Here is a 21,960-nt window from a genome sequence, read left to right on the forward strand (position 1 = left end):
AACCGGCCCATGCCTAGTGATACCCTACCCTTATCGACAACCTTTGCCTTTGTTGATCTGTCCCCATGTCCAGCCAATTAGAAGCCCTGCGTCGCCACACCACCGTTGTCGCCGATACCGGCGATTTTGAAGCCATGCGGACGCTGCGTCCGACCGACGCCACCACCAACCCGTCGCTGATCCTCAAGGCGGTCCAGAAAGACGCCTACCGTCCGCTGCTGGACCAAGTGGTGCGCGACCACCGCGGCGCGCCGCTGCCCGAGCTGACCGACCGGCTGCTGGTGGCATTCGGGCGCGAGATCCTCAACATCGTGCCGGGCCGGGTGTCGACCGAAGTCGACGCGCGCCTGTCGTTCGATACGCGTGCCACGGTGGAACGCGCGCGCGGCCTGGTCGCGCTGTACGAGGCGGCCGGCATTGCGCGCGAGCGCGTGCTGATCAAGATGGCATCGACCTGGGAAGGCATCCAGGCGGCGCGCGTGCTGCAGGCCGACGGCATCCGCTGCAACCTGACGCTGCTGTTCTCGCTGCCCCAGGCGGTGGCCTGCGCCGACGCCGGCGTGCAGCTCATCTCGCCTTTCGTGGGCCGCATCTACGACTGGTACAAGAAGGCCGCCGGCGCCGACTGGGTGGAAACCGCCAACGCCGGCGCGGACGACCCCGGCGTGCAGTCGGTGACCGAGATCTACCGCTATTACAAGCACCACGGCATCGCCACCGAGATCATGGGCGCCAGCTTCCGCAACACCGGCCAGATCCTGGCGCTGGCGGGCTGCGACCTGCTGACCATCAGCCCCGAATTGCTGCAGGAACTGGCCGGCACGCCCGGCGACGCGCCGGCCCGCCTGGTGCGCGACATGGACGCCGGCGGCGTGCCCGCGCGCCGCCCGGCCGATGAAGTGTGGTTCCGCACCGAGCTGAACGCCAATGCCATGGCCACGGAGAAGCTGGCCGAGGGCATCCGGCTGTTCTCCGCCGACGCGGTCAAGCTGGATGCCTTGCTGGGCGCGGGCCAGTGACCATGGCGGTGTCTGACGCGCAAGGTGTCAGACACCTGCTATCGGCTGTGGCGCTCACCGGGCGGTGTCTGACACACAAGGTGTCAGACACCTGGTATTGGCTGTGGCGCTCGTCGGGCGGTGTCTGACACCGTAGGTGTCAGACACCTGCGCCGCGCGCGGTCAGCGCTGGTCGTGCGAGTGCACCTGCAGGGCTTCCAGGAAGCGCGACACCATGTTGTAGGCCGCCACGGTGGCGGTCAGCTCGACCATCAGCTTGTCGCTGCCCATGGCCTGGCGCGCCGCATCGAACACCGGCTGCGGCACCTGGATCTGGCGCGTCATGGCGTCGGTATAGGCCAGCACGGCGCGCTCGCGCGCGGCGAACAGGTCCGAGGACTCCCATTGGTCGAGCGCGTCGAGCTGGGCCTGGCTGATGCCCTCGCGCCGCGCGATGGGCGCGTGCTGGTCGGCCTCGTAGGGCGCGCCATTGAGCACCGCCACCCGCATGATGACCAGCTCGCGCAAATCGCCGGGCAGGCTGCTGAGCTGGCGGATCGACGTCAGGTAGTTCAGCCAGCCGCCAGCCACGGCGGGACTGTGCAACAGCATCTGGTACAGGTGCAGCACGCTGCCGCGCTCGGCGACGATGCGCTCGACCAGCGGCTGGGCTTCGGGATGGGACAGATCGGCGTAGGGAAGACGCGCCATGCGGGAAACTCCGGGAAGGCGGCGGCCCCGCGCGGGGCCGCGCGGGGTCAGATTTTTTCGGTCTCGCCCGTCTTGGGCTGCCATTTCATCAGGCGCTGCTCGCCCAGCCCGACGATGTAGTCGAGCACCAGCGCAAAGGCGGTCAGCACCACGATGCCGGCGAACACCGTGTTGACGTCGAAGGTGCCCTCGGCCTGCAGGATCAGGTAGCCCACACCGCTGGCCGAGCCCAGGTACTCGCCCACCACGGCGCCCACGAAGGCCAGGCCTACCGAGGTGTGCAGGCTGGAGAACACCCAGCTGGTGGCCGACGGCAGGTATACGTGGCGCAGCAACTGGCGGCGCCCGGCGCCCAGCATGCGGGCGTTGTCGAGCAAGGTGGGGCTGACTTCGCGCACGCCCTGGTAGACATTGAAGAACACGATGAAGAACACCAGCGTCACGGCCAGCGCCACCTTGGACCAGATGCCCAGGCCGAACCACATGCCGAAGATCGGCGCCAGGATGACGCGCGGCATGGAGTTGGCCGCCTTGATGTAGGGATCGAGGATGGCGCTGGCGGTGCTCGACAGCCCCAGCCACAGGCCGAAGCCCATGCCGAACACCGTGCCGATGAAGAAGGCCAGCACGGTCTCGGCCAGCGTGACCCACAAGTGGCGGTAGATATCGCCATTGGTGACGAACCACGCCCAGATGCGGCCCCATACTTCCAGTGGCTGGCCGAAGAAGAACGCGACCTTGGGGTCGAGGGTGACAAAATGCCAGACCAGCAGAATGGCCACCAGCAACAACAGTTGCCAGATGCGCAGGCTGGCCGAACCGGGTTTGATCAATCTGGACATCTCAAGCTCGCTTTTGCTGGGCATAGCCCTTCAGGACTTCCTCGCGCAGCACGCCCCAGATGGCCGCGTGCAGCTCGACGAAACGCGGATGCGTGCGCACTTCCGCCACGTCGCGCGGACGCGGCAGGTCGATGGCGAATTCACCGATGGGATGGGTGCCGGGACCGGCCGACAGCACCACCACGCGGTCGCTCATGGCGATGGCCTCGTCCAGGTCGTGGGTAATGAACAGCACGGCCTTGCGCTTGGCCATCCACAGTTCGAGGACTTCGTTTTCCATCAACTGGCGCGTCTGGATGTCGAGCGCCGAAAAGGGCTCGTCCATGAGGATGATGTCAGGGTCGCGGATCAGCGTCTGGGCCAGCATGGCGCGCTTGCGCATGCCACCCGACATCTGGTGCGGATAGCGCTCCTCGAAGCCGCCCAGGCCGACGCGGCGCAGCCAGTCGCGGCCGCGCTCGAGCGCCTCGGCGCGCGCCACGCCGGCGAATTCCAGGCCGGCGATGACGTTCTCCAGCGCGCTGCGCCAGGGCAGCAGCGCCTCGCCCTGGAACATGTAGCCGGCCCGCCGGTTGATGCCCTGCAGGGGCTGGCCGAATACCTTCACCTGTCCCGACGAGGGCGCCAGCAGGCCCGCGCCGACATTCAGCAAGGTGGACTTGCCGCAGCCCGTGGGGCCCACGACCGAGACGAACTCGCCCGGGGCGATGGCCAGGCTGGTGTCCTGCACGGCGGTATAGCGCTTGCCCCCGCCGTCGCGCGACACGAAGGTGCAGGTGATGTGCTCGAGCGAAAGTGCTGCATCAGCCATTGGGATACTTCTCGTTGGCACGGCGGGTGAACTCGTTGGTCCAGGCCTTGGCGGGATCGATCTTGGCCGCGTCGAACCCCTTCACGTAGGCGGCCAGGGCCTTGGTGGCAGTGGCTGCGCCGTCCTCGGGAATGACGCCGTCGGGCGACAGGCCCTCCATGCTTTTCTCGATGGCGGCCTTGTAGACGGCCGGGTCGCCCAGCAAGTACTGGGTCGGCACGGTCTTGGCGATTTCCTCTGCGCCGGCCTTCTGGATCCACTTGTCGGCACGCACGATGGCGTTGGTGAGCGCCTGCACCGTATTGGGGTTGGCGTCGATGAAGGCCTGCGGCGCGTACAGGCTGCCGGCGGGCATGTTGCCGCCGAAGATTTCCTGCGTATCCTTGAGGGTGCGGGTATCGACGATGATCTCGATGTCGCCGGGCATGGCCAGCATCGACACCACCGGGTCGGTGTTGGAAATGGCGTCGATCTGGCCACTGCGCAGCGCGGTCACCGCGCCGGCGCCGGCGCCCACGCCGATGATGGAGACGTCGCTGTCGCGCAGGCCATGCTTGGACAGGAAGAAGCTCACCACCATGTTGGTGGACGAGCCGGGCGCGGTCACGCCGATCTTCTTGCCCTTGAGGTCGGCCGGGCCTTTGTAGTCGGGCATGTTCTTCTTGGACACGCCGACCCCGATCATGGGCGCGCGGCCTTGCTGCACGAAGGCGCGGTAGAACTGCCCCTTGGACTGCATGTGCAGGGTGTGCTCGAAGGCGCCCGACACCACGTCGGCGCTGCCGCCGACCACGGCCTGCAGGGCCTTGGAACCGCCGGCGAAGTCGGCGATATTGACATCCAGGCCCTCGTCCTTGAAGTAGCCCTTGACCTCGGCGATGGTCAGCGGCAGGTAATAAATGAGCGCCTTGCCGCCGACCGCGATCTGCACGCTCTGCTTTTCGAGCTTCTGCGCGCGCACGATGGCTGGCGCCATGCCCACGGCGCCGGCCGCGCCGGCCAGCTTGAGCACATCACGACGAGTGATTGACATTAGGGTCTCCTTTGCCGCTGGGCGGCCTGTGTCTGCGTTGCGGCCTGGACGGCCGTCGTCTTGGCATTCCGGAAGCGCCGGGCGGGCATGTTACATGGCGCGCGGCGGCAGGCCGACTGCGCCGCTGGCGGCCAGTTCGGCGATCGCCGCAGCATCATACCCCAGCGATTTCAGGACATCTTCGGTATGTTCCCCTAGGCGCGGGCCGAGCCAGCGCGTGCCGCCCGGCGTCTCGGACAGGCGCGGCACCACGGCCGGCAGCTTGACGGGGCTGCCGTCGGGGAAGCGGTGCTGTTCGATCATGCCGCGCGCGATGAACTGCGGATCGGCGAACATGTCGGCCACGCTGTAGATCTTGCCCACGGGCACGTCGGCGCCGCGCAGGATCTCCAGCGCCTGGTCGATGGTGCGCGTGTCGCACCAGCGCTGGATGGCGCCGTCGATTTCATCGGCGCGGCGGGCGCGCCCGTCGTTGCGGGCCAGCTGCGGGTCCTCGGCCAGGTCATCGCGGCCGATGGCGTGCATCAGCCGGTTGAAGATGGCGTCGCCGTTGCCCGCGATCACCACGTTCTGGCCGTCGCGGGTCGTATACGTATTGGACGGCACGATGCCCGGCAGGGCGCCGCCAGTGCGCTCGCGCACCACGCCGGCGACGTCGTACTCGGGCACCAGGCTTTCCATCAGGTTGAAGACGGATTCGTACAGGGCGACGTCGACCATCTGCCCCTGCCCCGCCACGCAATCGGCTCCTTCCTTGCCGTTCCAGCGGCCGCCGGTGGCGTCGCGATGGCGCAGCGCCATCAGCGCGCCTATCACCGCGTGCAGCGCGGCGATCGAATCGCCCACTGAAATCCCCACGCGCACGGGCGGGCGGTCGGGGTGGCCGGACACGTAGCGCAGGCCGCCCATCGATTCGGCGATGGCGCCGAAGCCGGGCGCATCGCGCATCGGCCCGGTCTGGCCATAGCCGGACAGCCGCACCATGACCAGCGCAGGGTTCACGGCGCGCAGCTGCTCGTAGCCCAGCCCCCATTTCTCGAGCACGCCGGGGCGGTAGTTTTCCACCACGATGTCGGCATCCAGCGCCAGGCGGCGGGCGATGTCGCGGCCGCGCGGGTCCTTGAGATTGAGGGCGATCGACTGCTTGTTGCGGGCCTGCACCGTCCACCACAGCGAATTGCCTTCGTGCAGGTGCCGCCAACTGCGGATGGGATCGCCGCCGCCGGTGCCGTCGGGCCCGTGCGGGGTCTCGACCTTGATGACGCTGGCGCCGAATTCTCCCAGCATGCGGGCGGCGAACGGGCCGGCGATCAGCGTGCCCAGTTCGAGGACCTTGACGCCCTTCAGCGCGGACATGGGGTGTCTCCTTCGTTGCGGCCGGCGGCGCCTCGGCGCGCCAGCCGTATTGCTATGCGGACTTGCGCTCCATCAGGGCCCAGGCGATGGTGCCGGCGTCGACATATTCGAGCTCGCTGCCGGCCGGCACGCCGCGCGCCAGCCGCGTTACCTTCAGGCCCTTGCCGGCCAGCACTTCGCCCAGGAAGTGCGCGGTGGTCTCGCCCTCGGCAGTGAAATTGGTGGCCAGGATGACCTCCTGTACCACGCCGTCGGAGGCGCGCTCGAGCAGCCGCTGGAAATCCAGTTCGCGCGGGCCGATGCCCTCGAGCGGCGCCACCCGGCCCATCAGCACGTAGTACAGGCCGCGGTAGCCGTGGCTGGCCTCGATCATGTTCTGGTCGGCCGGCGTCTCGACGATGCACAGCAGCGACGGGTCGCGCTTGGGATTGGCGCAGGTGGCGCAGATCTCGTCTTCGGTAAAGCTGTTGCAGCGCGCGCAATGGCGCAGGTTCTGCACCGCGCCGGCCAGCGCCCGGCCGAGCAGGTCGGCCCCCTGCAAGTCGTGCTGCAGCAGGTGATAGGCCATGCGGCGGGCCGAGCGCACGCCTACGCCCGGCAGGCGGCGCAATGCCTCGATCAGCGAGACCAGCGGCTCGGGTTCGGGGAGCTGGGGATCCATCGCGCCGGGCAATGCGGGCTTAGAACGGCAGCTTCATGCCCGGCGGCAGCGGCATGCCGGCCGTGACGCTGGCCATTTTCTCCTGGGCCGTGCTTTCCGCCTTGCGCAGCGCGTCGTTGAACGCCGCGGCGACCAGGTCCTCGAGCATGTCCTTGTCGTCGGCCAGCAGGCTGGGATCGATGGCCACGCGCTTGACGTCGTGGCGGCAGGTCATGGTTACCTTGACCAGGCCGCCGCCGGATTCGCCTTCGACGACGATCTCGGCCAGCGCGTCCTGGGCCTTCTTCATGTTTTCCTGCATCTGCTGGGCCTGGCGCATCAGGCCGGCCAGTTGTCCTTTCATCATGATGGAAGCTTCCTTGAATGAGAGTGGAATGCGCGGGTCGCCCCGGTATCAGGGGCCATTCACGCGGACGGATCGACGGCCCGGACCGAGCCGGGCAGGACGCGGCCGCCGAAATCGGCCACCAGCGCCTGCACGAAGGGGTCGACGGCGACGGCGTCCTCGGCGGCCTGCTGGCGGGCCGCGCGTTCGATCTGCGCGACGGCGTGCGCCGTGCCGTCGCCGGTGGCGCCGACTTCGATTTCCAGGCGCAGGCCTTGTCCGAAATGTTCACACAGGACGGTCTGCAGCCGGACGCGGCTTTCGCTTTCCGCCAGGGTCTTGACGGCGACGCGCAGCACGACCGCGTCGCCCTGCACGCCGGCCCATTCGCTCTGGCGCGCCAGCTCGGCGGCCAGCCCGGTGACCGGCAGGCGCGCGGCCAGGCCGGGCCATTCGGTGGCGGACATGGCGTCCAGGCGCGGGCCCGATTGCCTGGCGCGGCGCGGCACCGGCTGCACGCGGGGCGCGGGCACCCTGGCCTCGGCCGGCGCGGCCGTGGCCAGGGTTTCGAACTCGTCTTCCGGGTCGGCCGTGAACTCGGCGGCGGGCAGGTAGCCCCCCTCGGCCTCATCGGGAATGTCTTCGTCCACCCAGGCAGGCGGCTCGTCGGTGGCGGGCGCCGGCGCCTTGGCCTGGGCGGCCGGCGGCGTGACCGCCAGCGCGGCGGCGGGCGCAGCCTTGGCGGGCGGCGCGGGCTCGGCGGGCGGGGAGTCTTCCCAGGGCGGAATGTCGGCGGCCGCCGGCGCCGCCTTGGCGGACGGCTGGGGCGCGGCCCCGCCCGCCGCGGCGGGCGGGGCGGCGACAGGCTTGGCCGTTGCCGCGGCGGGGGGCACGGCGGCAGGCGGCGGCGCGGCGGTGGCGGCGGCCTGCGCCGCCGGGGCCCGGGCCACCGGCGCCGGCTGGACTGCCGGCATAGGCTGCGTGGCCGGCGCGGGCGCCTGCAGCGCCGCGGCCGGGCCGGCCTGGCCGTTCAGGGCCAGCATGCGCAGGCAGGCCATGATGAAGCCGGCGTACTCGTCGGGCGCCAGCGACAGCTCGCCGCGGCTGTGCACGGCCACGGAATAGAACAATTGCACCGCATCGGGGTGCAGCATGCCGCCCAGCCGCGCGATGTCGCCGGCCAGCGGGTCATCGGCCGGCGTGGCGCCCGGCACGCGCTGCTCGATGGCCACGCGCGACAACAGCACCGCCAGGTCGGCCAGCGCGCCGGCATAGGACAGCCCGCGGGTGGCCAGCTCGTCGGCGACCGCCAGCACGCCGGTGGCGTCGCCGGCGGCGAGGGCGTCGAGCAGGCGCACCAGGTGGCGCTGGTCGATGGTGCCGAGCATGCCGCGCACGGCTTCCTCGGTCAGGTTGCCGGCGCTGTAGGCGATGGCCTGGTCGGTCAGGGACAGGGCATCGCGCATGGAGCCGCTGGCCGCCTGGGCGACCAGGCGCAGGGCCGGCAGCTCGAAGCCCACGGATTCCTCGCCCAGCACCGCCTGCAGGTGGCCGACGATGGCGTCGGGCGGCATCTGCTTCAGGTTGAATTGCAGGCAGCGCGACAGCACTGTGACCGGGATTTTCTGCGGGTCGGTGGTCGCCAGGATGAACTTCACATGCGGCGGCGGCTCTTCGAGCGTCTTGAGCATGGCGTTGAACGCATGCCCGGTCAGCATGTGGACTTCGTCGATCATGTAGACCTTGAAGCGGCCCGCGCCAGGCGCGTATACGGCCTGTTCGAGCAACTGGGTCATTTCCTCGACGCCGCGGTTCGAGGCGGCATCGAGCTCGAGGTAGTCGACGAAACGGCCGGCGTCGATCTCGGTGCAGGCGCGGCACTGGCCGCACGGGCTCGAGGTAATGCCCTGCTCGCAGTTGAGCGACTTGGCCAGGATGCGTGAAAGCGTCGTCTTGCCCACGCCGCGCGTGCCGGTGAACAGCCAGGCGTGGTGCAGGCGCTGGGAGTCGAGCGCGTGTGTCAGCGCGCGCACCACGTGGTCCTGCCCAACCAGGGTATCGAACGAGCGCGGCCGCCACTTGCGGGCCAGTACCAGATAAGTCATGGGCGGATTGTAGAGCCAGTTGCGCGCGGCCGGCGCGCCGGAAATGCAAAGGGGCGCCGCAACCAGGGCGCGGACTGCATGACAATCCGTTCCGATTACGGCGCCCCTTTGGGGAAACCGGTGGGGCGAGCCTTACTCCGGCACTGATCCTAAACGACTATGGCTGCTTCGTTCCCGACCTGACCAGGTTCACCGCCGAACCATGCGAAGGGGCCCGCCACCTCGAATTCTAACAGAGCGGCCGGGAGGCCGCCTGTTGGAATTCGAGGTGGCGGGCCCCAGGGGGGCTGTATGGGGGCTCCCTCCCCCCGCCCTCCCCCCGGGGGGAGGGGGCTGGCGGCGGCGAGTGATGCGCCGGGCGGACTACGTGGGTGTCATGGTTATCGTGGGCATGTGGATGCGTACGGGCTTTGAGAGGGTGTGGGCGACGGGGGAGTTTTGCGCGGCTTGGCGGACGAGGTCCTGGTGTTCGGGCGAGAGCGGCGCCTGGAAGCGGATGGCGACATTGAAGGCGGTCTGGTGATCCAGGCGCTCGATGTCGACCTCGACGGTGTGTTCGGCAAGCGCGATGCCGTGGCGTTCGGCGGCCATCTCGATGGACATGCACAGGCATGCGGCGAGCGCGCTTTCCAGCAGTTCATGGGGGCGCATGCCGGCGTCGCCTCCCCTGCCGGCCTTGCGGGTATCGGCAAGCAACTGATGACGCCCGTTGGTGATCGAGACCGCGTAGGGTTCGCGCTTGCGGGTGGCCGTGACCATATCGTCCTCCTTTTCGACAGAGGTCGACAGCCTACGCGTGAATGTCGCGGCCGGGCAGGCAAGCGCCCATACTGGTACAGGCGCTGACAGCCTGGACCCGCGCCGCGTGCGGCTGCTATAGGTCGATCCAGAGCTGGGCGCGCGGGAAATACAGCGCCGCGCGGGCCGGCCGGGTGTCCAGGGCGGTGACCTGGGCGCAATAGCGGGCCAGTTGCTCGGCGTGGCGCTGGCGCATGCGGGTGGCGAAGTGGGCGGCGGACTCGCCGGGATGCGGGCGGGCTGTCTTGTAATCGACCACCAGCCAGCCGTCCTCGGTGCTGAGGGCCAGGTCGATAACAGATACCCGGCCGGCCGCGTCGATGAGCGGCCACTCGCGGCGCGCGCCGGATTGCGACAGCAGCCAGCGGCCGCGTTCGTGCTCCAGCGTGGCCAGCAGCGTGTCCAGCACCGCCCGGGCTGCCTCGGGCGCTTGCGCGGCGGGCAGGCCAGCGCGCGTCAACTGCCTTTGCATCGCGGGCAAATGGGCGCGCAGGATCTCGGCCGGCCAGGCCGGCAGGCCATCCTGGCCGATGCGCGCCAGCCAGGCGTGCGCCAGCGTGCCGATGGCGGCGTCGTAGGCGGTTTCCAGTTGCCAGGCGGGATGCTCGGCGGCGTCGCCCGCCGGCGCGAAGCCGGCGCCGGACGCGGGAAGCGCCGCGCCGAGGGTTGCGATGGCGGCGTCGGCCAGGCGGCGCAGCGGCTCGCCGCGCACCTGGGCGGCGGCCTCGTCGTCAGCCGGCGCTTCGCCCTGCCAATCGGCCGGCGGGACCTTCTGGTCGGCGGGCAGCCAATCCCACAGGCGGCCCAGCAGGCTGGCGGCGGGCGGCGGCTTGGGCTGCCCGGTGGCACGGTCGACGGCCACATTGCCCACCAGGTGCAGCCGGTGACGCGCGCGGGTGGCGGCCACGTACAGCAGGCGGTCGGTCTCGAACGCGGCGCGGCGCTTCTCGCGCAGCCCCAGGTAGCGCGAGACGGGATCCGGCTCTTTGTCGGCGCGCGGCTTGACCGGCCCGAACAGCACGCGCTCGCCGCTCTGCTCGAAGCTGACCAGCGGCGCACGGTCGGCGCGCGGCGCGCGATGCAGTCCGTACAGGATGACCGTGTCGAACTGCAGGCCCTTGGACTTGTGCATGGTCATGATCTCGACCACGCTGCCATCGCCCGCGCCGCCCTCGGGCGCGGCGAACAGGCGGGCCAGCGCGGCATCCAGCCGCGCCGGGTCGAGTCCGCCATGCGGCGCCAGGCGCTCGATCAGCAGGAACAGGCTTTCCGCGTCTTCTGCGGCGCTCGGGCTGGCATACAGGGCCGCGCCGCCCAGGCGTCGCCACAGCGCCTCCAGCCAGGCTGCCAGCGGCATGGCGCCGCTGGCATTGGCCGCGTCGAGCAGGACGGCGGCCGCGTGGCGCAGGCGCGCGAATTCGCCGGCCGGCAGCAGGCGCTCCGCGGGGCACGGGGCCGCGGCGGGCGAGCCCCATAGCGGCAGGGTCTGCCCGGCGGCCGGCTCCGGCTCGGCGCGCGGCGCGCGCAACGCCTCGGCCAGCAGCACCGGCACCGGCGTGGCCAGGTCGTGGCCGAACAGGGCATGCAGGGTATCGAGCGTGAGCCCGCACCAGGGCGCGCGCAGGACCGACAGCCAGGCCAGCCGGTCAGCGGGGTGCGACAGCGCGCGCATCAGTTGCACCAGGTCGGACACGACCGGGCGCTGCGCCAGCGGCACCAGGTCGACCGCGCGGCAGCGTATGCCCGCCTCCGTCAGCCGCCGCACCAGTTGGCCCAGGTGGCCCCGCGCGCGCACCAGGATGGCCACGGGATGCCGGCTGTCCGGATCGCGTTGGTCGAGCGCCTGGCGCACCAGTTGCACCGTCAAGGCTTCGGCAGCGGCATCGGCCGCCGCCGCGCCCTCCGCGCTGAATGCGGCATGGAAGCGCACCGGCTCGCCCGGCAGGGCCGGATTGAAGGCGGCCGAATCGGTGTAGGCGATGGCGCCCGCCGCCGCGTCGTTGCGCGCGGGCAGCAGGCCCCGGAAGGTGGCGTTGACCCATTCGACCACGCCGGCCTGCGAACGGAAATTGTCGGTCAGTTGCAGGAAGTCGGGCGCGATTTCGCCTACGCCGCGCTCGGCCGCCTGCAGGAACAGCCCCACTTCGGCCTTGCGGAAGCGGTAGATGGACTGCATGGGATCGCCCACCAGGAACAGCGTGCGGCCATCGCCCGGCTGCCAGCCGGCGGTGAGCGTGGCCAGCAGGTGGATCTGCGTCAGGCTGGTGTCCTGGAACTCGTCCACCAGCAAGTGGCGTATTGAGGCGTCCAGCTTCAGCAGCAGCTCGCCGGGGTCGTCGGCGCTGCCCAGCGCGTGCGTGGCGCGCTGCGCGATCTCGATGAAATCGACTTCGCCGGTTTCGGCGAAGCGCAACTGCAATTGCGCGACCGCCAGCTTCAGGGTCATGAGCTGCGCGCCCAGCACGCGCCACTGCGCATCGGTGAACTCGGCCGGCGGCACCTTGTCCACCGCGTCCAGCATCCAGACCCAGGCGGCCTTCGGATCGGCCGCGTCGAGCCACTGGGTGAATACGTCCTTGTGGTCGCACTTGGGCGGAAAGCCCAGCTTCTTGTTGATGCCGCGCGCGCTGCGCAAGCCGCCGGAAGCGGTCAGCAACAGGTGACGCACTGCTTTCCATTGGTCCAGCCAGGCCGCGTCGGGCTCGAGCGGCGCATCCCAGTCGCGCAGCGGCGCCAGGGCATGCGGCAGGCCGTCCGCGTCGAGCGCGGCCGCCGCCATGCGCGCCGGCCAGCGCAGCGCGTCGCCCCAGCCGGGCGGCATGGCCCGCGCCAGCGCCTGCAGGTCTTCGCCGATGGCTTCGGCCAGGGCGTCCTGCAGGGCCAGGCGATCGCTGCCGCGCGACAGCAGCGGCAGCCACTGGTCGCGCTGGCCCAGCATCGCGGCGATGGCTTCGGCAGCCGCCTGCGTGTCCACGTCCAGGTGCGCCAGCAGTATGCGCACGGCTTCGAAATCATCAGCCAGCGCCAGGGTGGCGCGCGCGGCGGCATCGTAGTGCGCCTGCGCGTCGTCGGCGATGCCGGGCATGCCGCCCAGCTCGGACAGCCACGGCATGCCGCGCACCAGCCCGGCGCAGAATGAATCGATGGTACGGATGGACAGGCGCGCCGGGTGCTGCAGCAGCTTCCATCCCAGCGCGTCGTTGCGCGCCAGCGCGGCGCGCGCCAGCTCCCAGCTGCGCCGGCCATGGTCAGTGCCGGGCATGGGGCCGTTGCCGTCGCGCAGCTTGCTCAGCACGCGTGCGTGCATTTCCGATGCCGCCTTGCGGGTGAATGTGATGGCCACGATTTCCTCGGGCCGGTTCACGGTGGCCAGCAGCGCCAGGATGCGGTCGGTGAGCAGTTCCGTCTTGCCCGAACCGGCCGGCGCCTGCACCAGGAACGAGGCGGCCGGGTCCAGCGCGCGGGCGCGCGCCGCGTGGTCGGAGGGTTGGCGGGCGGATCCGCTCATGCCGCGTCGTCCTCGTCTTCCAGGTGCAGCCGCAGGAACGGCATGGCATCGCAGTACTTCAGGTCATCGCGCCGGTAGGCCAGGTTGGCGGCATGGCCGCTGGCGTACTCGTCGGCCAGCACTTCGACCGCCGCGCGCCAGCGCCGCAGGATGTCGCCCCAGGCCTGGCCTTCGAACGCCTTGCTGGCGCCCGCTTCGGTCACGCCCTCGAGGCCCAGCTCGGCATCGGCCAAGCCGCTGGCGGCCACCTGGCGCGCGTGTACCTGGGCCAGCACCAGCGCGGCTACGCCGGCATCCGGCACCTCGCCGGCCAGCACGGCGGCATAGAACGGCAACTGCAGGTTCACGGGCCGGGCGCGCGCCCAGTCGGATTCGGGATTGCCTGGCGCCATGCCGGTCTTGTAGTCGACGATGGCGGCGCGGCCATCGGCCAGCCGGTCCAGGCGGTCCAGCCGCACGGTCAGGGCCAGCGGGCCGCGCGACCAGCGGTGCGTTTCCTCGACCTGCGCCACCTCGAATGGCAGCCGGCGCGCCTCCAGGTCCAGCCAGTCGGCCAGCACGCCGCGGGCCCGCGCGCATTCCAGCTCGCGCAGGGCCGGTGGATAGGCGTGCAATTCTTCATCCGCCGCCTGTTCGACCGCCGTGCCGACCAAGCCCTCGAGGCGCCCCTCGGCCATTGCTTCATGCAATTGTTCCTGGCCGGACAGCATGCGCCAGACGAGCTCCAGCGCGCGGTGCAGGAACTGTCCGCGCACATTCTGGGCGGCGACGTCCGCGTAGTCGGCCAGCGCCCTGCCCCCCAGCCGGTGGCGCACGAACGCCCACAGGGGATTGCGCGCCTGCGTGTCCAGCACGTCGAGCCCGCCCGAGGCGCCCGCGGACGCGCCGTCGCCAGTAGGCGGCGCCAGCGCCGGGCCGCGCTCGTCGTCCAGCACTTGCTGCGGCAGGACCTCGGCCGGCGCGGCCGCCGGCATCTGCCACGCGGCCGGCGGCAGATCGGCAATCAACGGCGAGGGCCGCAGTTCGCGCTCGCCATCGAGATGGGGATGACTGACGACGATATCGGGCGCGCAGCGGCACAGCGCGGCGAACAGCGCCTCGGCCCACTGCCGCTCGCGTTCGGGCGTGGCGCGCGGCGCGCCGGCCTGGCGCAGCACGGTCAGCGGCAGCAGCGGATTGGGCTGCGGCGTGGCCGGCAGCACATCGTCGGTGAGCCCGAGCATCCACACGCCATCCCAATGGCCGCCCTCCGCTTCCAGCAGGCCCAGCACATCCAGCCGGGCCGACGGATCGCGCTGCGGCTGGAACGAGGCCGCCGCGGCGGCGCTGGCCAGCAGCCGGACGGCGGCGCGGCCGTCGAGCGGGCCGGCGGCCGGCGCCAGCGCGGCATACCGGCCCAGCAATTCTCCGAAAGCTCCCATGACCTGGTAGCCGACGCTGTCCAGTGGCCGCTCGCCCGGGAAGCCCAGCGCCACCAGCGCCGCGCGGATCGCCGGCATCCAGAGGTCGCAGGTGGCGTGCCGGCCGACGGCCAGCCACGCGTCCAGCGCCGCCTGCCAGGCCCCCGACAACGCCGCGCAATCGGCCAGGTCCTTGCGCCAGCGCGCGGCATCGATGCGCACCCGGGCCTGGCGGCGCCAGCGCGCGTCGATGGCGGCATGGCGCCCGAGGTCGCGGCGGTCTCCGGCACAATGTCCGGCCAGCAGCGCGGCGCCCAGCACGGGCGCCTCGGCTTCGCCGGCCTGGGCCATTTCCGCCAGCGCGCGCAGCCAGGCCAGCGCCGCGCGCACGGCGGGCCACTCGTCCAGCGGCCGGCCGACCGCCACGTTGAAGGCATGCCCGCCCGGGGCCAGCGCCTGGCCGATCACGCGACGCGCGAACGGCGACTCGGCCTGCAACTGCGCCGAAACGATGGCAAAACGCCCGGCCGGCTGCTCGGCCAGCCGCTGTGCGGCCCAGGCTGCCGCGGCGCGCCATTCGGCGCCGGCGTCGGCGGCGCAATAACGCACCGGCAGCGCCGCGTCGGTGAGCACATCGCGCAGCCACGCGAGCCGCGCCCCGGCTGCCTCGAACGCATCCAGCAAGGCAGCGAAGCGCGGCGACACATCCGTGAACCCGGCCAGCACCAGGTGCCGGGGCGCGGACACCGCGCCCTGTTGCAAGGCGCGCAGCACCCGTTCGTAGCCCTGGTTGGCATCTTCGGCATCGATCTCGCGCAGGCGCTCGCGATAGCGCCGGCGCCAGCGCGAGAAACCCCGGTATTCGTCGGTATCGGCGCCCGCCGGCACCGCCAGGCGCCATTCGTCCATCAGCGTGTCGGCGTCGCTGGCCAGCGACGCCGCCTGCCGGGTATCGAGCAATACGCGGCCGGCTTCTTCCGCGCCGATCGCATCGGCCCAGACCATCTGGGCGGCAAAGCTGTCGAGCCTGTAGGCCGGCAGGTCGGCCTGCGGCGCGAAGGCCAGTTCGCCGGCCGCTTCGGCCAGCCAGGCCGCCAGCGGCAGCACCCGCGGCAACTCGCTGACCTGGCGCTCGCGCCGCAACTGGCCGGCCAGGTCGAGCGTCAAGCGGCGCGCCAGCCGGTTGTTGACGGTCAGCACCAGCGTCCCCGCGGCCGGCAACTGCCCGGCTTGTTCGAGGGTAATGAGGGTGCGCGAATCCGGTTCGTGGGGCATGCCGTGGTCAGCGCCGCCTGGGCCGGCGCATCGGTCGTTCATTCAGTTGGGGCAACACAGGCCGTAGGATAACGCTGCCCGCCCGCGATGCGCCTCAGAAGCCGCACATCGCGGCCAGCGTTTCCCAGTTCAGGCGCAGCTCGGGCATGGTATAGCCCACGAAGCCGAGCACCAGCACGCCGGCCAGCACGACGCCGCCCAACACGCGCCAGATGCGGCGGCGCGCCACTTCAGGCCCCCTGCCCCTGCAGCGCGGGCTGCTGCAACGGTTGCTCGCGCACCGGCAGGCACAGCGCCGCCGCGACCACGGCCAGGATCACGCCGATCCACCACATCAGGTCGTAGTTGCCCGTGCTGGCATAGACGTAGCCGCCCAGCCACACGCCGATGAAGCTGCCCACCTGGTGCCCCAGGAAAGCGATGCCCGACAAGGTGGCGGCATAGCGCAGGCCGTAGATCTGGCCGATCAGGCCCTGGGTGAGCGGCACCGTGCCGAGCCAGAACAGTCCCATCCAGGCGGCGAAGGCATACAGCACCCACGGCGACAGCGGCAGCGCCAGCAACAACAGCATGCCGAAGGCGCGCAGGCCGTAGACGCCGGCCAGCAACAGCTTCTTGCTGTGCCGGCCGCCCAGCTTGCCGGCATAGAAAGAGCCCAGCACGTTGAACAGGCCGATCAGGGCGATGGCGGTCGCGCCGTGGCTGGCATTGAGGCCGCCGTCGACGACATAGGCCGGCAAGTGCAGCGTGATGAAGGCGGTGTGGAAACCGCAGACGAAGTAGCTGCCGTACAGGAAATGGAAGGAAGGATGGCGCATGGCCTGGCGCACTGCCGCCGACAGCGATTGCCCGCCGGCGTGCGCGCCGGGCTTGCCGCGCAGGAAATACGCCAGCGGCGCGCCCGCGGCCACCAGCAGCGACAGCGCCCACAACGCGCCGGGCCAGTCCAGGCCGGTGATCAGCAACTGGCCGGCCGGCACCACCAGGAACTGCCCCAGCGACCCGCCCGCGCTGGCGATGCCCATCGCGGTGCTGCGGTAGGCCGGCGGCACCGAGCGCGCCACTACCGGCAGGATCACCGGGAACGTGGTGCCCGCCTGGCCCAGCCCCACCAGCAGCCCGGCGCTGAGATACAGGCTCAGCTCATCGGTGGCAAAGCGCGTGCCGATCATGCCGGCCACATACAGCAGCGCCCCCAGCGCGACGGTGCGGCCCGAGCCATAGCGGTCGGCCAGCATGCCCATCAGGATGCTGGCCGCGCCCCACACCAGGTTCTGCAGCGCGAACGCCATGGAAAAGACGTCGCGGCCCCAGCCGTGCGCCAGGCCCATGGGCTGCATGAACAGCCCGAACGTGGCGCGCACGCCCATCGCGAGCAGCACGACCAGCGTACCCAGCAACACGGTACGCAACGAAATGGATTGCGGATTGGACATCTGGCTTGCCTGCCTGGCGGTTGTATCGTTGTTGGCGCCCCGTTCTCCGTGGGGCGGTTGGCGCGCAGCGGAACACGCACGCCAGTATACCCAGCGGCGCCCCCTGCCGGCCGACGCGCCGCCGCCCGCAACGTCGGTGCGGCGGCAGGTTCAGATCTGGTCCAGCCCGTAGTGTCGCAGCCGGTCCGGGTCGAGCGCGGTGATCTGGTTGTAGGCCAGGGCCAGTATGCGCTGGTCGGCCAGCATCTGCAGCGCCTGGTTGACGCGCTGGCGCGACAGCCCGGTGAGAAAGCCGAGCTCTTCCTGGGAGATGGCGAGGCTGGCGCCGGCCGGCGCGCGCGGCTGCGGCCGCAGCAGCCGCGCCAGCGCCTGCGCCACGCGCGCGTCCGGATCGAGCAGGCGGTGGTTCTGGATGGAGGCGATGAACTCGCCCATGCGGTCGTTCATCTGCGCGATGACGAAATGCGCAAATGGCAGGCTGGCGGCCAGCAGGGCCAGGAACGTGGCCGCCGGCACCTGCATGACGAGTGACGGCCGCAAGGCGACCACGTCGTACTTGCGCAGCTCGCGCTTGATGACGCTGCCCTCGCCGAACCAGCAGTCCGGCGGCACGCCCGAGAACGTGCAGCTGCGCCCCGACTCGTTGTAGACCGACAGCTTGAGCAGGCCGCTGTGCACCCCCAGCCAGTAATCGGAGGGCGCATTGCGGCGCGCCACCCAGGCGCCGCCGGCGACGTGCTCGGCCCGCGAGGTGGCCAGCACCAGGTCACGGTGCGCGGCGCTCAGGCCGGCGAACCATGCGCAGCCCTGGAACAGCTCGGCAAGCTCGGCGGAAGAAACACTGCGGGCGGCATCGGACATGGAAACACGCTTCATTTGAGCGCCGCCAGCGGACGGCGCCTCTGTCGTGCTGGCGACAGACGCCATTTTCACGCCCCTCCTATCCTAGGGCAACGAGCCAGATCAAACCCGGGCCGGTGGTCCGCCCCGCGACCGCCACACGGCCCGCCCAGGAGACAAACGCATGTCCAGCATGTTCAGCCGCGGCCTTGAACGCCGTTCCGCCAACCACGAGCCCCTTACCCCGGTCGATTTCATCGCCCGCGCCGCCGAAGTCTACGGCCACCGCCTCGCCATGGTGCACGGCGCGGTACGCCGCACCTGGAGCCAGACCTACGAGCGCGCCCAGCGGCTGGCCGGCGCGCTGGCCCGGGCAGGCGTGGGCCGCGGCGATACGGTCGCCGTCATGCTGCCGAACATCCCCGCCATGATCGAAGCCCATTTCGGCGTGCCCATGCTGGGCGCCGTGCTCAACACGCTCAATACGCGCCTGGACCTGCCCAGCGTGCTGTTCATGCTGGGCCACGGCGAAGCCCGCGCGCTCATCGTCGACACCGAATACGCCGAGATCGCGCGGCGCGCCCGCGCCGAGTTTCCGCACCTGCTCGTCATCTCGGTGCACGATCTCCCCGAGGCCCCCGCCACGCTGCCGGGCGCCACCGACTACGAAGCCTTCCTGGCCGCCGCGCCGGCCCGCTTCGACTGGCAGCCGCCGGCGGACGAATGGGACGCCATCGCCCTGAACTACACGTCGGGCACCACCGGCAACCCGAAGGGCGTCGTCTACCACCACCGCGGCGCCTACCTGAACGCCATCAGCAACATCCTCGAGTGGGACCTGCCCAAGCATCCGGTCTACCTGTGGACCTTGCCGCTGTTCCACTGCAACGGCTGGTGCTTCGCCTGGACCCTGGCGGCGCGCGCGGGCGTGAATGTCTGCCTGCGCAAGTTCGACCCGCAAACCGTCTTCGACCTGATCCGCGCCGAGCGCGTCACCCACTACTGCGGCGCGCCCGTGGTGCAGAGCGCGCTCGCCAACGCGCCGGCCGAGATGCGGGCCGGCATCTCTCACTCGGTGCGCACCATGGTGGCCGGCGCCGCGCCGGCGCCCTCGGTCATCGCCCGCATGCGCGAGATCGGCTTCGACCTCACCCACGTCTACGGCCTGACGGAAGTCTACGGACCGGCCGCGGTCTGCGCGCCGCAAGACAGCTGGGGCGCGCTCGACGAAGAGCGCCGGGCGCTGCTCATGGCCCGCCAGGGCGTGCGCTACCACCTGCAGGCGGGCATATCGGTGCGCGACCCGGACACCATGCAGCCGGTGCCGGCCGACGAACAGACGGTCGGCGAGATCATGTTCCGCGGCAACCTCTGCATGAAGGGCTACCTGAAGAACGAACGCGCCACCGAGGCGGCGTTCCGCGGCGGCTGGTTCCATACGGGCGACCTCGGCGTGCTGACCGCCGACGGCTACGTACGCATCAAGGATCGCAGCAAGGACATCATCATCTCCGGCGGCGAGAACATCTCCAGCATCGAGGTCGAGGACGCGCTCTACGGCCATCCCGCGGTCGCGGCGGCGGCGGTGGTGGCCATGCCCGACCCGAAATGGGGCGAGACGCCGTGCGCCTTCATCGAGCTCAAGCCCGGCGCCGGCGTCACCGCCGAGGAAATCATCGCGCACTGCCGCCTGCTGCTGCCCGGCTTCAAGGTGCCCAGGACGGTGCGCTTCGGCGAATTACCCAAGACATCCACCGGCAAGATCCAGAAATTCGAACTGCGCGCGGCGGTCGGCGCCACGCGCGCCATCGACCTGGCCAACCCCGACAACCCCGCCTGAATCCCCCTCTTCCCGAGTACCCGCCATGCCTTACGTCGCCCCCGTGAAAGACATGCTGTTCGTGATGCACCGGCTGGCGGGCCTGGCCCAGGTGGCCGCCCTGCCCGGCTTCGAGGACGCCAGCCCCGACACGGCCCAGGCGGTGCTCGAACAGGCGGCCCAGTTCGCCGGCGCGGTGGTGGCGCCGCTGAACCAGCCCGCCGACCGCGAGCCGGGCGCCTGGCACGATGGCCAGGTCCACGCCGCCGCCGGCTTCCGCGAAGCCTTGCGCCAGTACGCCGATGCCGGCTGGCAAGGCATGACCCACCCCGTAGCCTACGGCGGCCAGGGCCTGCCCGGCCTCATCGCGGCGCCCTGCGCCGAAATGCTCAATGCCGCCAACCTGTCGTTCGCGCTGTGCCCGCTGCTGACCAACGGCGCCATCGAGGCCCTGCTGGCGGCCGGCTCGCCCGAACTGCGCAGCCGCTACCTCGAGCCCCTGATCGCCGGCCGCTGGACCGGCACCATGAACCTCACCGAGCCGCAGGCCGGCTCCGACCTGGCCCTGCTGCGCGCGCGCGCCGAGCCGGCCGGCGACGGCAGCTATCGCATCCGCGGCACCAAGATCTTCATCACCTACGGCGAGCACGACCTGGCCGAGAACATCGTGCACCTGGTGCTGGCGCGGCTGCCCGGCGCGCCGGACGGCATCCGCGGGCTGTCGCTGTTCCTGGTGCCCAAGTTCCTGCCTGACGCCGCGGGCGCGCCAGGCCCGCGCAACGACGTGCACTGCGTGTCCATCGAGCACAAGCTCGGCATCAGGGCCAGCCCGACCGCGACCATGCAGTTCGGCGACGCCGGCGGCGCCGTCGGCTACCTGGTGGGCCAGGAAAACCACGGCCTGGACGCCATGTTCGTCATGATGAACGCGGCCCGCTTCGCCGTCGGGCTGCAGGGCGTGGCCATCGCCGAGCGCGCCTACCAGCGCGCACGGGCGTACGCAGCCGAGCGCGTGCAGAGCCGGCCGGTGGATGGTTCATCGCGCCAGGCCGTGCCCATCCTCGAACATCCCGACGTCCGGCGCATGCTGGGCATCATGCGGGCGCTCGGCGAGGCCGGCCGCGCGCTGGCGTACTGCGCCGCCGCCCACGCGGACCACGCCCACGCCGCCCCCGACCCGGCCGAGCGCGCGCGCCACCAGGCAATACACGCGTTCCTGGTGCCCATCGTCAAGGGCTGGTGCACCGAAATGTCCATCGAGGTCGCCAGCCTGGGCATCCAGGTGCATGGCGGCATGGGCTACATCGAGGAAACCGGCGCGGCCCAGTACTACCGCGACGCGCGCATCCTGACCATCTACGAGGGCACCACCGCCATCCAGGCCAACGACCTGGTGGGCCGCAAGACCCTGCGCGACGGCGGCGCGGTGGCGCGCGGGCTCATGGCCGAAATCCGCCAGACCGAGGCCCTGCTCGAGACGCGCGCCGAACCGGCCGCCCAGCGCATGCTGGGCCCGCTGCGCCAGGGCCGCGAGGCCCTGGGCGCGGCGGTCGATTTCGTGCTGGCCCATGCGGCCGGGCATCCCAATGCCATCCACGGCGCGGCGGTGCCGTACCTGATGCTGGCCGGCACGGTGCTGGCCGGCTGGCAGATGGCGCGGGCGCTGCTCGCCAGCCTGGACGCGCAGCACGAGGATCCGGCCTTCCACCAAGCCAAGATCGCCACCGCGCAATGCTATGCCCTGCAACGGCTGACCCAGGCGCCGGGGCTGGCCGCCGTGGTGCTGGGCTCGATCGACTACGCCGTGCAGCCCTGAGGCCGGATGCTAGAATTGCCCCCTTGCAAGGCCCTCGCGCCGCCCATAATGGGCTTTGTTTTCAGCAACTTGCAAATCCCGCACGGCTCGCCGTAGTTAAATGGATATAACCGGCCCCTCCTAAGGGTCAATTGGTGGTTCGATTCCACCCGGCGAGGCCATCTTCCCGCCCCCTGGGCATCCCTTCCGCGCACGCGCTTGCCCAGCTGTTGAAAAAGCTGTTTAA

The 21,960-nt window shown here is 70.7% G+C and carries 17 protein-coding genes, 1 tRNA gene and 1 other RNA gene; 4 read left to right on the top strand and 15 right to left on the bottom strand.

The window, feature by feature from the left end:
• Nucleotides 1-65: 65 nt before the first annotated feature.
• A complete protein-coding gene (gene tal / locus ACKTT0_RS01220; protein ID WP_407847454.1) occupies nt 66-1,019 on the top strand; it encodes a transaldolase in 954 nt (317 codons plus the stop codon).
• Nucleotides 1,020-1,181: 162 nt separating this feature from the next.
• On the opposite strand, the gene ACKTT0_RS01225 is transcribed toward tal, so the two are convergent.
• From ACKTT0_RS01225 to ACKTT0_RS01295, 15 genes are all read right to left on the bottom strand, one after another.
• Nucleotides 1,182-1,709 (bottom strand): carboxymuconolactone decarboxylase family protein, encoded by a 528-nt coding sequence (locus ACKTT0_RS01225; protein ID WP_407847456.1) that lies wholly within the window; start codon nt 1,707-1,709, stop codon nt 1,182-1,184.
• Between the two features lie 47 nt (nt 1,710-1,756).
• Nucleotides 1,757-2,551, bottom strand: a complete 795-nt coding sequence (locus ACKTT0_RS01230) for an ABC transporter permease (protein ID WP_407847458.1) — start codon at nt 2,549-2,551, stop codon at nt 1,757-1,759.
• A gap of 1 nt (nt 2,552) precedes the next feature.
• A complete protein-coding gene (locus ACKTT0_RS01235) occupies nt 2,553-3,362 on the bottom strand; it encodes an ABC transporter ATP-binding protein (protein ID WP_407847460.1) in 810 nt (269 codons plus the stop codon).
• Nucleotides 3,355-4,395: an ABC transporter substrate-binding protein gene (locus ACKTT0_RS01240; protein ID WP_407847461.1), complete on the bottom strand. Its 1,041-nt coding sequence runs from the start codon at nt 4,393-4,395 to the stop codon at nt 3,355-3,357. Before ACKTT0_RS01240 ends, ACKTT0_RS01235 begins: the two co-directional genes overlap by 8 nt.
• Before the next feature lie 90 nt (nt 4,396-4,485).
• Nucleotides 4,486-5,751, bottom strand: a complete 1,266-nt coding sequence (locus ACKTT0_RS01245) for a CaiB/BaiF CoA transferase family protein (protein WP_407847462.1) — start codon at nt 5,749-5,751, stop codon at nt 4,486-4,488.
• Between the two features lie 52 nt (nt 5,752-5,803).
• Entirely contained in the window at nt 5,804-6,412 is a 609-nt protein-coding gene (gene recR, locus ACKTT0_RS01250) for a recombination mediator RecR (RefSeq protein WP_407847463.1), read from the bottom strand.
• A 19-nt stretch (nt 6,413-6,431) separates the two neighbouring features.
• A complete protein-coding gene (locus tag ACKTT0_RS01255) occupies nt 6,432-6,758 on the bottom strand; it encodes a YbaB/EbfC family nucleoid-associated protein (RefSeq protein WP_407847465.1) in 327 nt (108 codons plus the stop codon).
• A gap of 59 nt (nt 6,759-6,817) precedes the next feature.
• Complete coding sequence (locus ACKTT0_RS01260; RefSeq protein ID WP_407847466.1) at nt 6,818-8,842, bottom strand: DNA polymerase III subunit gamma/tau; 2,025 nt, start codon at nt 8,840-8,842, stop codon at nt 6,818-6,820.
• A gap of 121 nt (nt 8,843-8,963) precedes the next feature.
• Nucleotides 8,964-9,061, bottom strand: an RNA gene (ffs, locus tag ACKTT0_RS01265) — signal recognition particle sRNA small type.
• A gap of 144 nt (nt 9,062-9,205) precedes the next feature.
• Nucleotides 9,206-9,601, bottom strand: coding sequence for an OsmC family protein (locus tag ACKTT0_RS01270; protein ID WP_407847467.1), 396 nt, complete (start codon nt 9,599-9,601; stop codon nt 9,206-9,208).
• 115 nt (nt 9,602-9,716) lie between these two features.
• A complete protein-coding gene (locus tag ACKTT0_RS01275) occupies nt 9,717-13,148 on the bottom strand; it encodes a UvrD-helicase domain-containing protein (RefSeq protein ID WP_407847469.1) in 3,432 nt (1,143 codons plus the stop codon).
• Nucleotides 13,145-15,823 (bottom strand): PD-(D/E)XK nuclease family protein, encoded by a 2,679-nt coding sequence (locus ACKTT0_RS01280; RefSeq protein WP_407847471.1) that lies wholly within the window; start codon nt 15,821-15,823, stop codon nt 13,145-13,147. The genes ACKTT0_RS01275 and ACKTT0_RS01280 overlap by 4 nt, the downstream gene beginning before the upstream one ends.
• Before the next feature lie 94 nt (nt 15,824-15,917).
• A complete protein-coding gene (locus tag ACKTT0_RS01285; protein ID WP_407847473.1) occupies nt 15,918-16,052 on the bottom strand; it encodes a hypothetical protein in 135 nt (44 codons plus the stop codon).
• Nucleotide 16,053: 1 nt separating this feature from the next.
• Nucleotides 16,054-17,259 carry an MFS transporter gene (locus ACKTT0_RS01290; RefSeq protein ID WP_407847475.1) on the bottom strand — a complete coding sequence of 402 codons (1,206 nt, stop codon included), beginning with the start codon at nt 17,257-17,259 and terminating at the stop codon, nt 16,054-16,056.
• A gap of 150 nt (nt 17,260-17,409) precedes the next feature.
• Complete coding sequence (locus tag ACKTT0_RS01295; protein ID WP_407852359.1) at nt 17,410-18,120, bottom strand: Crp/Fnr family transcriptional regulator; 711 nt, start codon at nt 18,118-18,120, stop codon at nt 17,410-17,412.
• Nucleotides 18,121-18,283: 163 nt separating this feature from the next.
• Between ACKTT0_RS01295 and ACKTT0_RS01300 the strand changes: the two genes are divergently transcribed.
• From ACKTT0_RS01300 to ACKTT0_RS01310, 3 genes are all read left to right on the top strand, one after another.
• Nucleotides 18,284-19,939 carry an acyl-CoA synthetase gene (locus ACKTT0_RS01300; RefSeq protein ID WP_407847477.1) on the top strand — a complete coding sequence of 552 codons (1,656 nt, stop codon included), beginning with the start codon at nt 18,284-18,286 and terminating at the stop codon, nt 19,937-19,939.
• 25 nt (nt 19,940-19,964) lie between these two features.
• Nucleotides 19,965-21,734 carry an acyl-CoA dehydrogenase gene (locus ACKTT0_RS01305; protein ID WP_407847479.1) on the top strand — a complete coding sequence of 590 codons (1,770 nt, stop codon included), beginning with the start codon at nt 19,965-19,967 and terminating at the stop codon, nt 21,732-21,734.
• An 86-nt stretch (nt 21,735-21,820) separates the two neighbouring features.
• Nucleotides 21,821-21,895 (top strand) — tRNA-Arg (locus ACKTT0_RS01310).
• The last annotated feature ends 65 nt before the right edge of the window (nt 21,896-21,960 follow it).

Origin of the sequence: Bordetella saccharivorans, assembly GCF_045862855.1 — a bacterium.
Taxonomy (GTDB): Bacteria; Pseudomonadota; Gammaproteobacteria; order Burkholderiales; family Burkholderiaceae_B; genus Bordetella_A; species Bordetella_A petrii_F.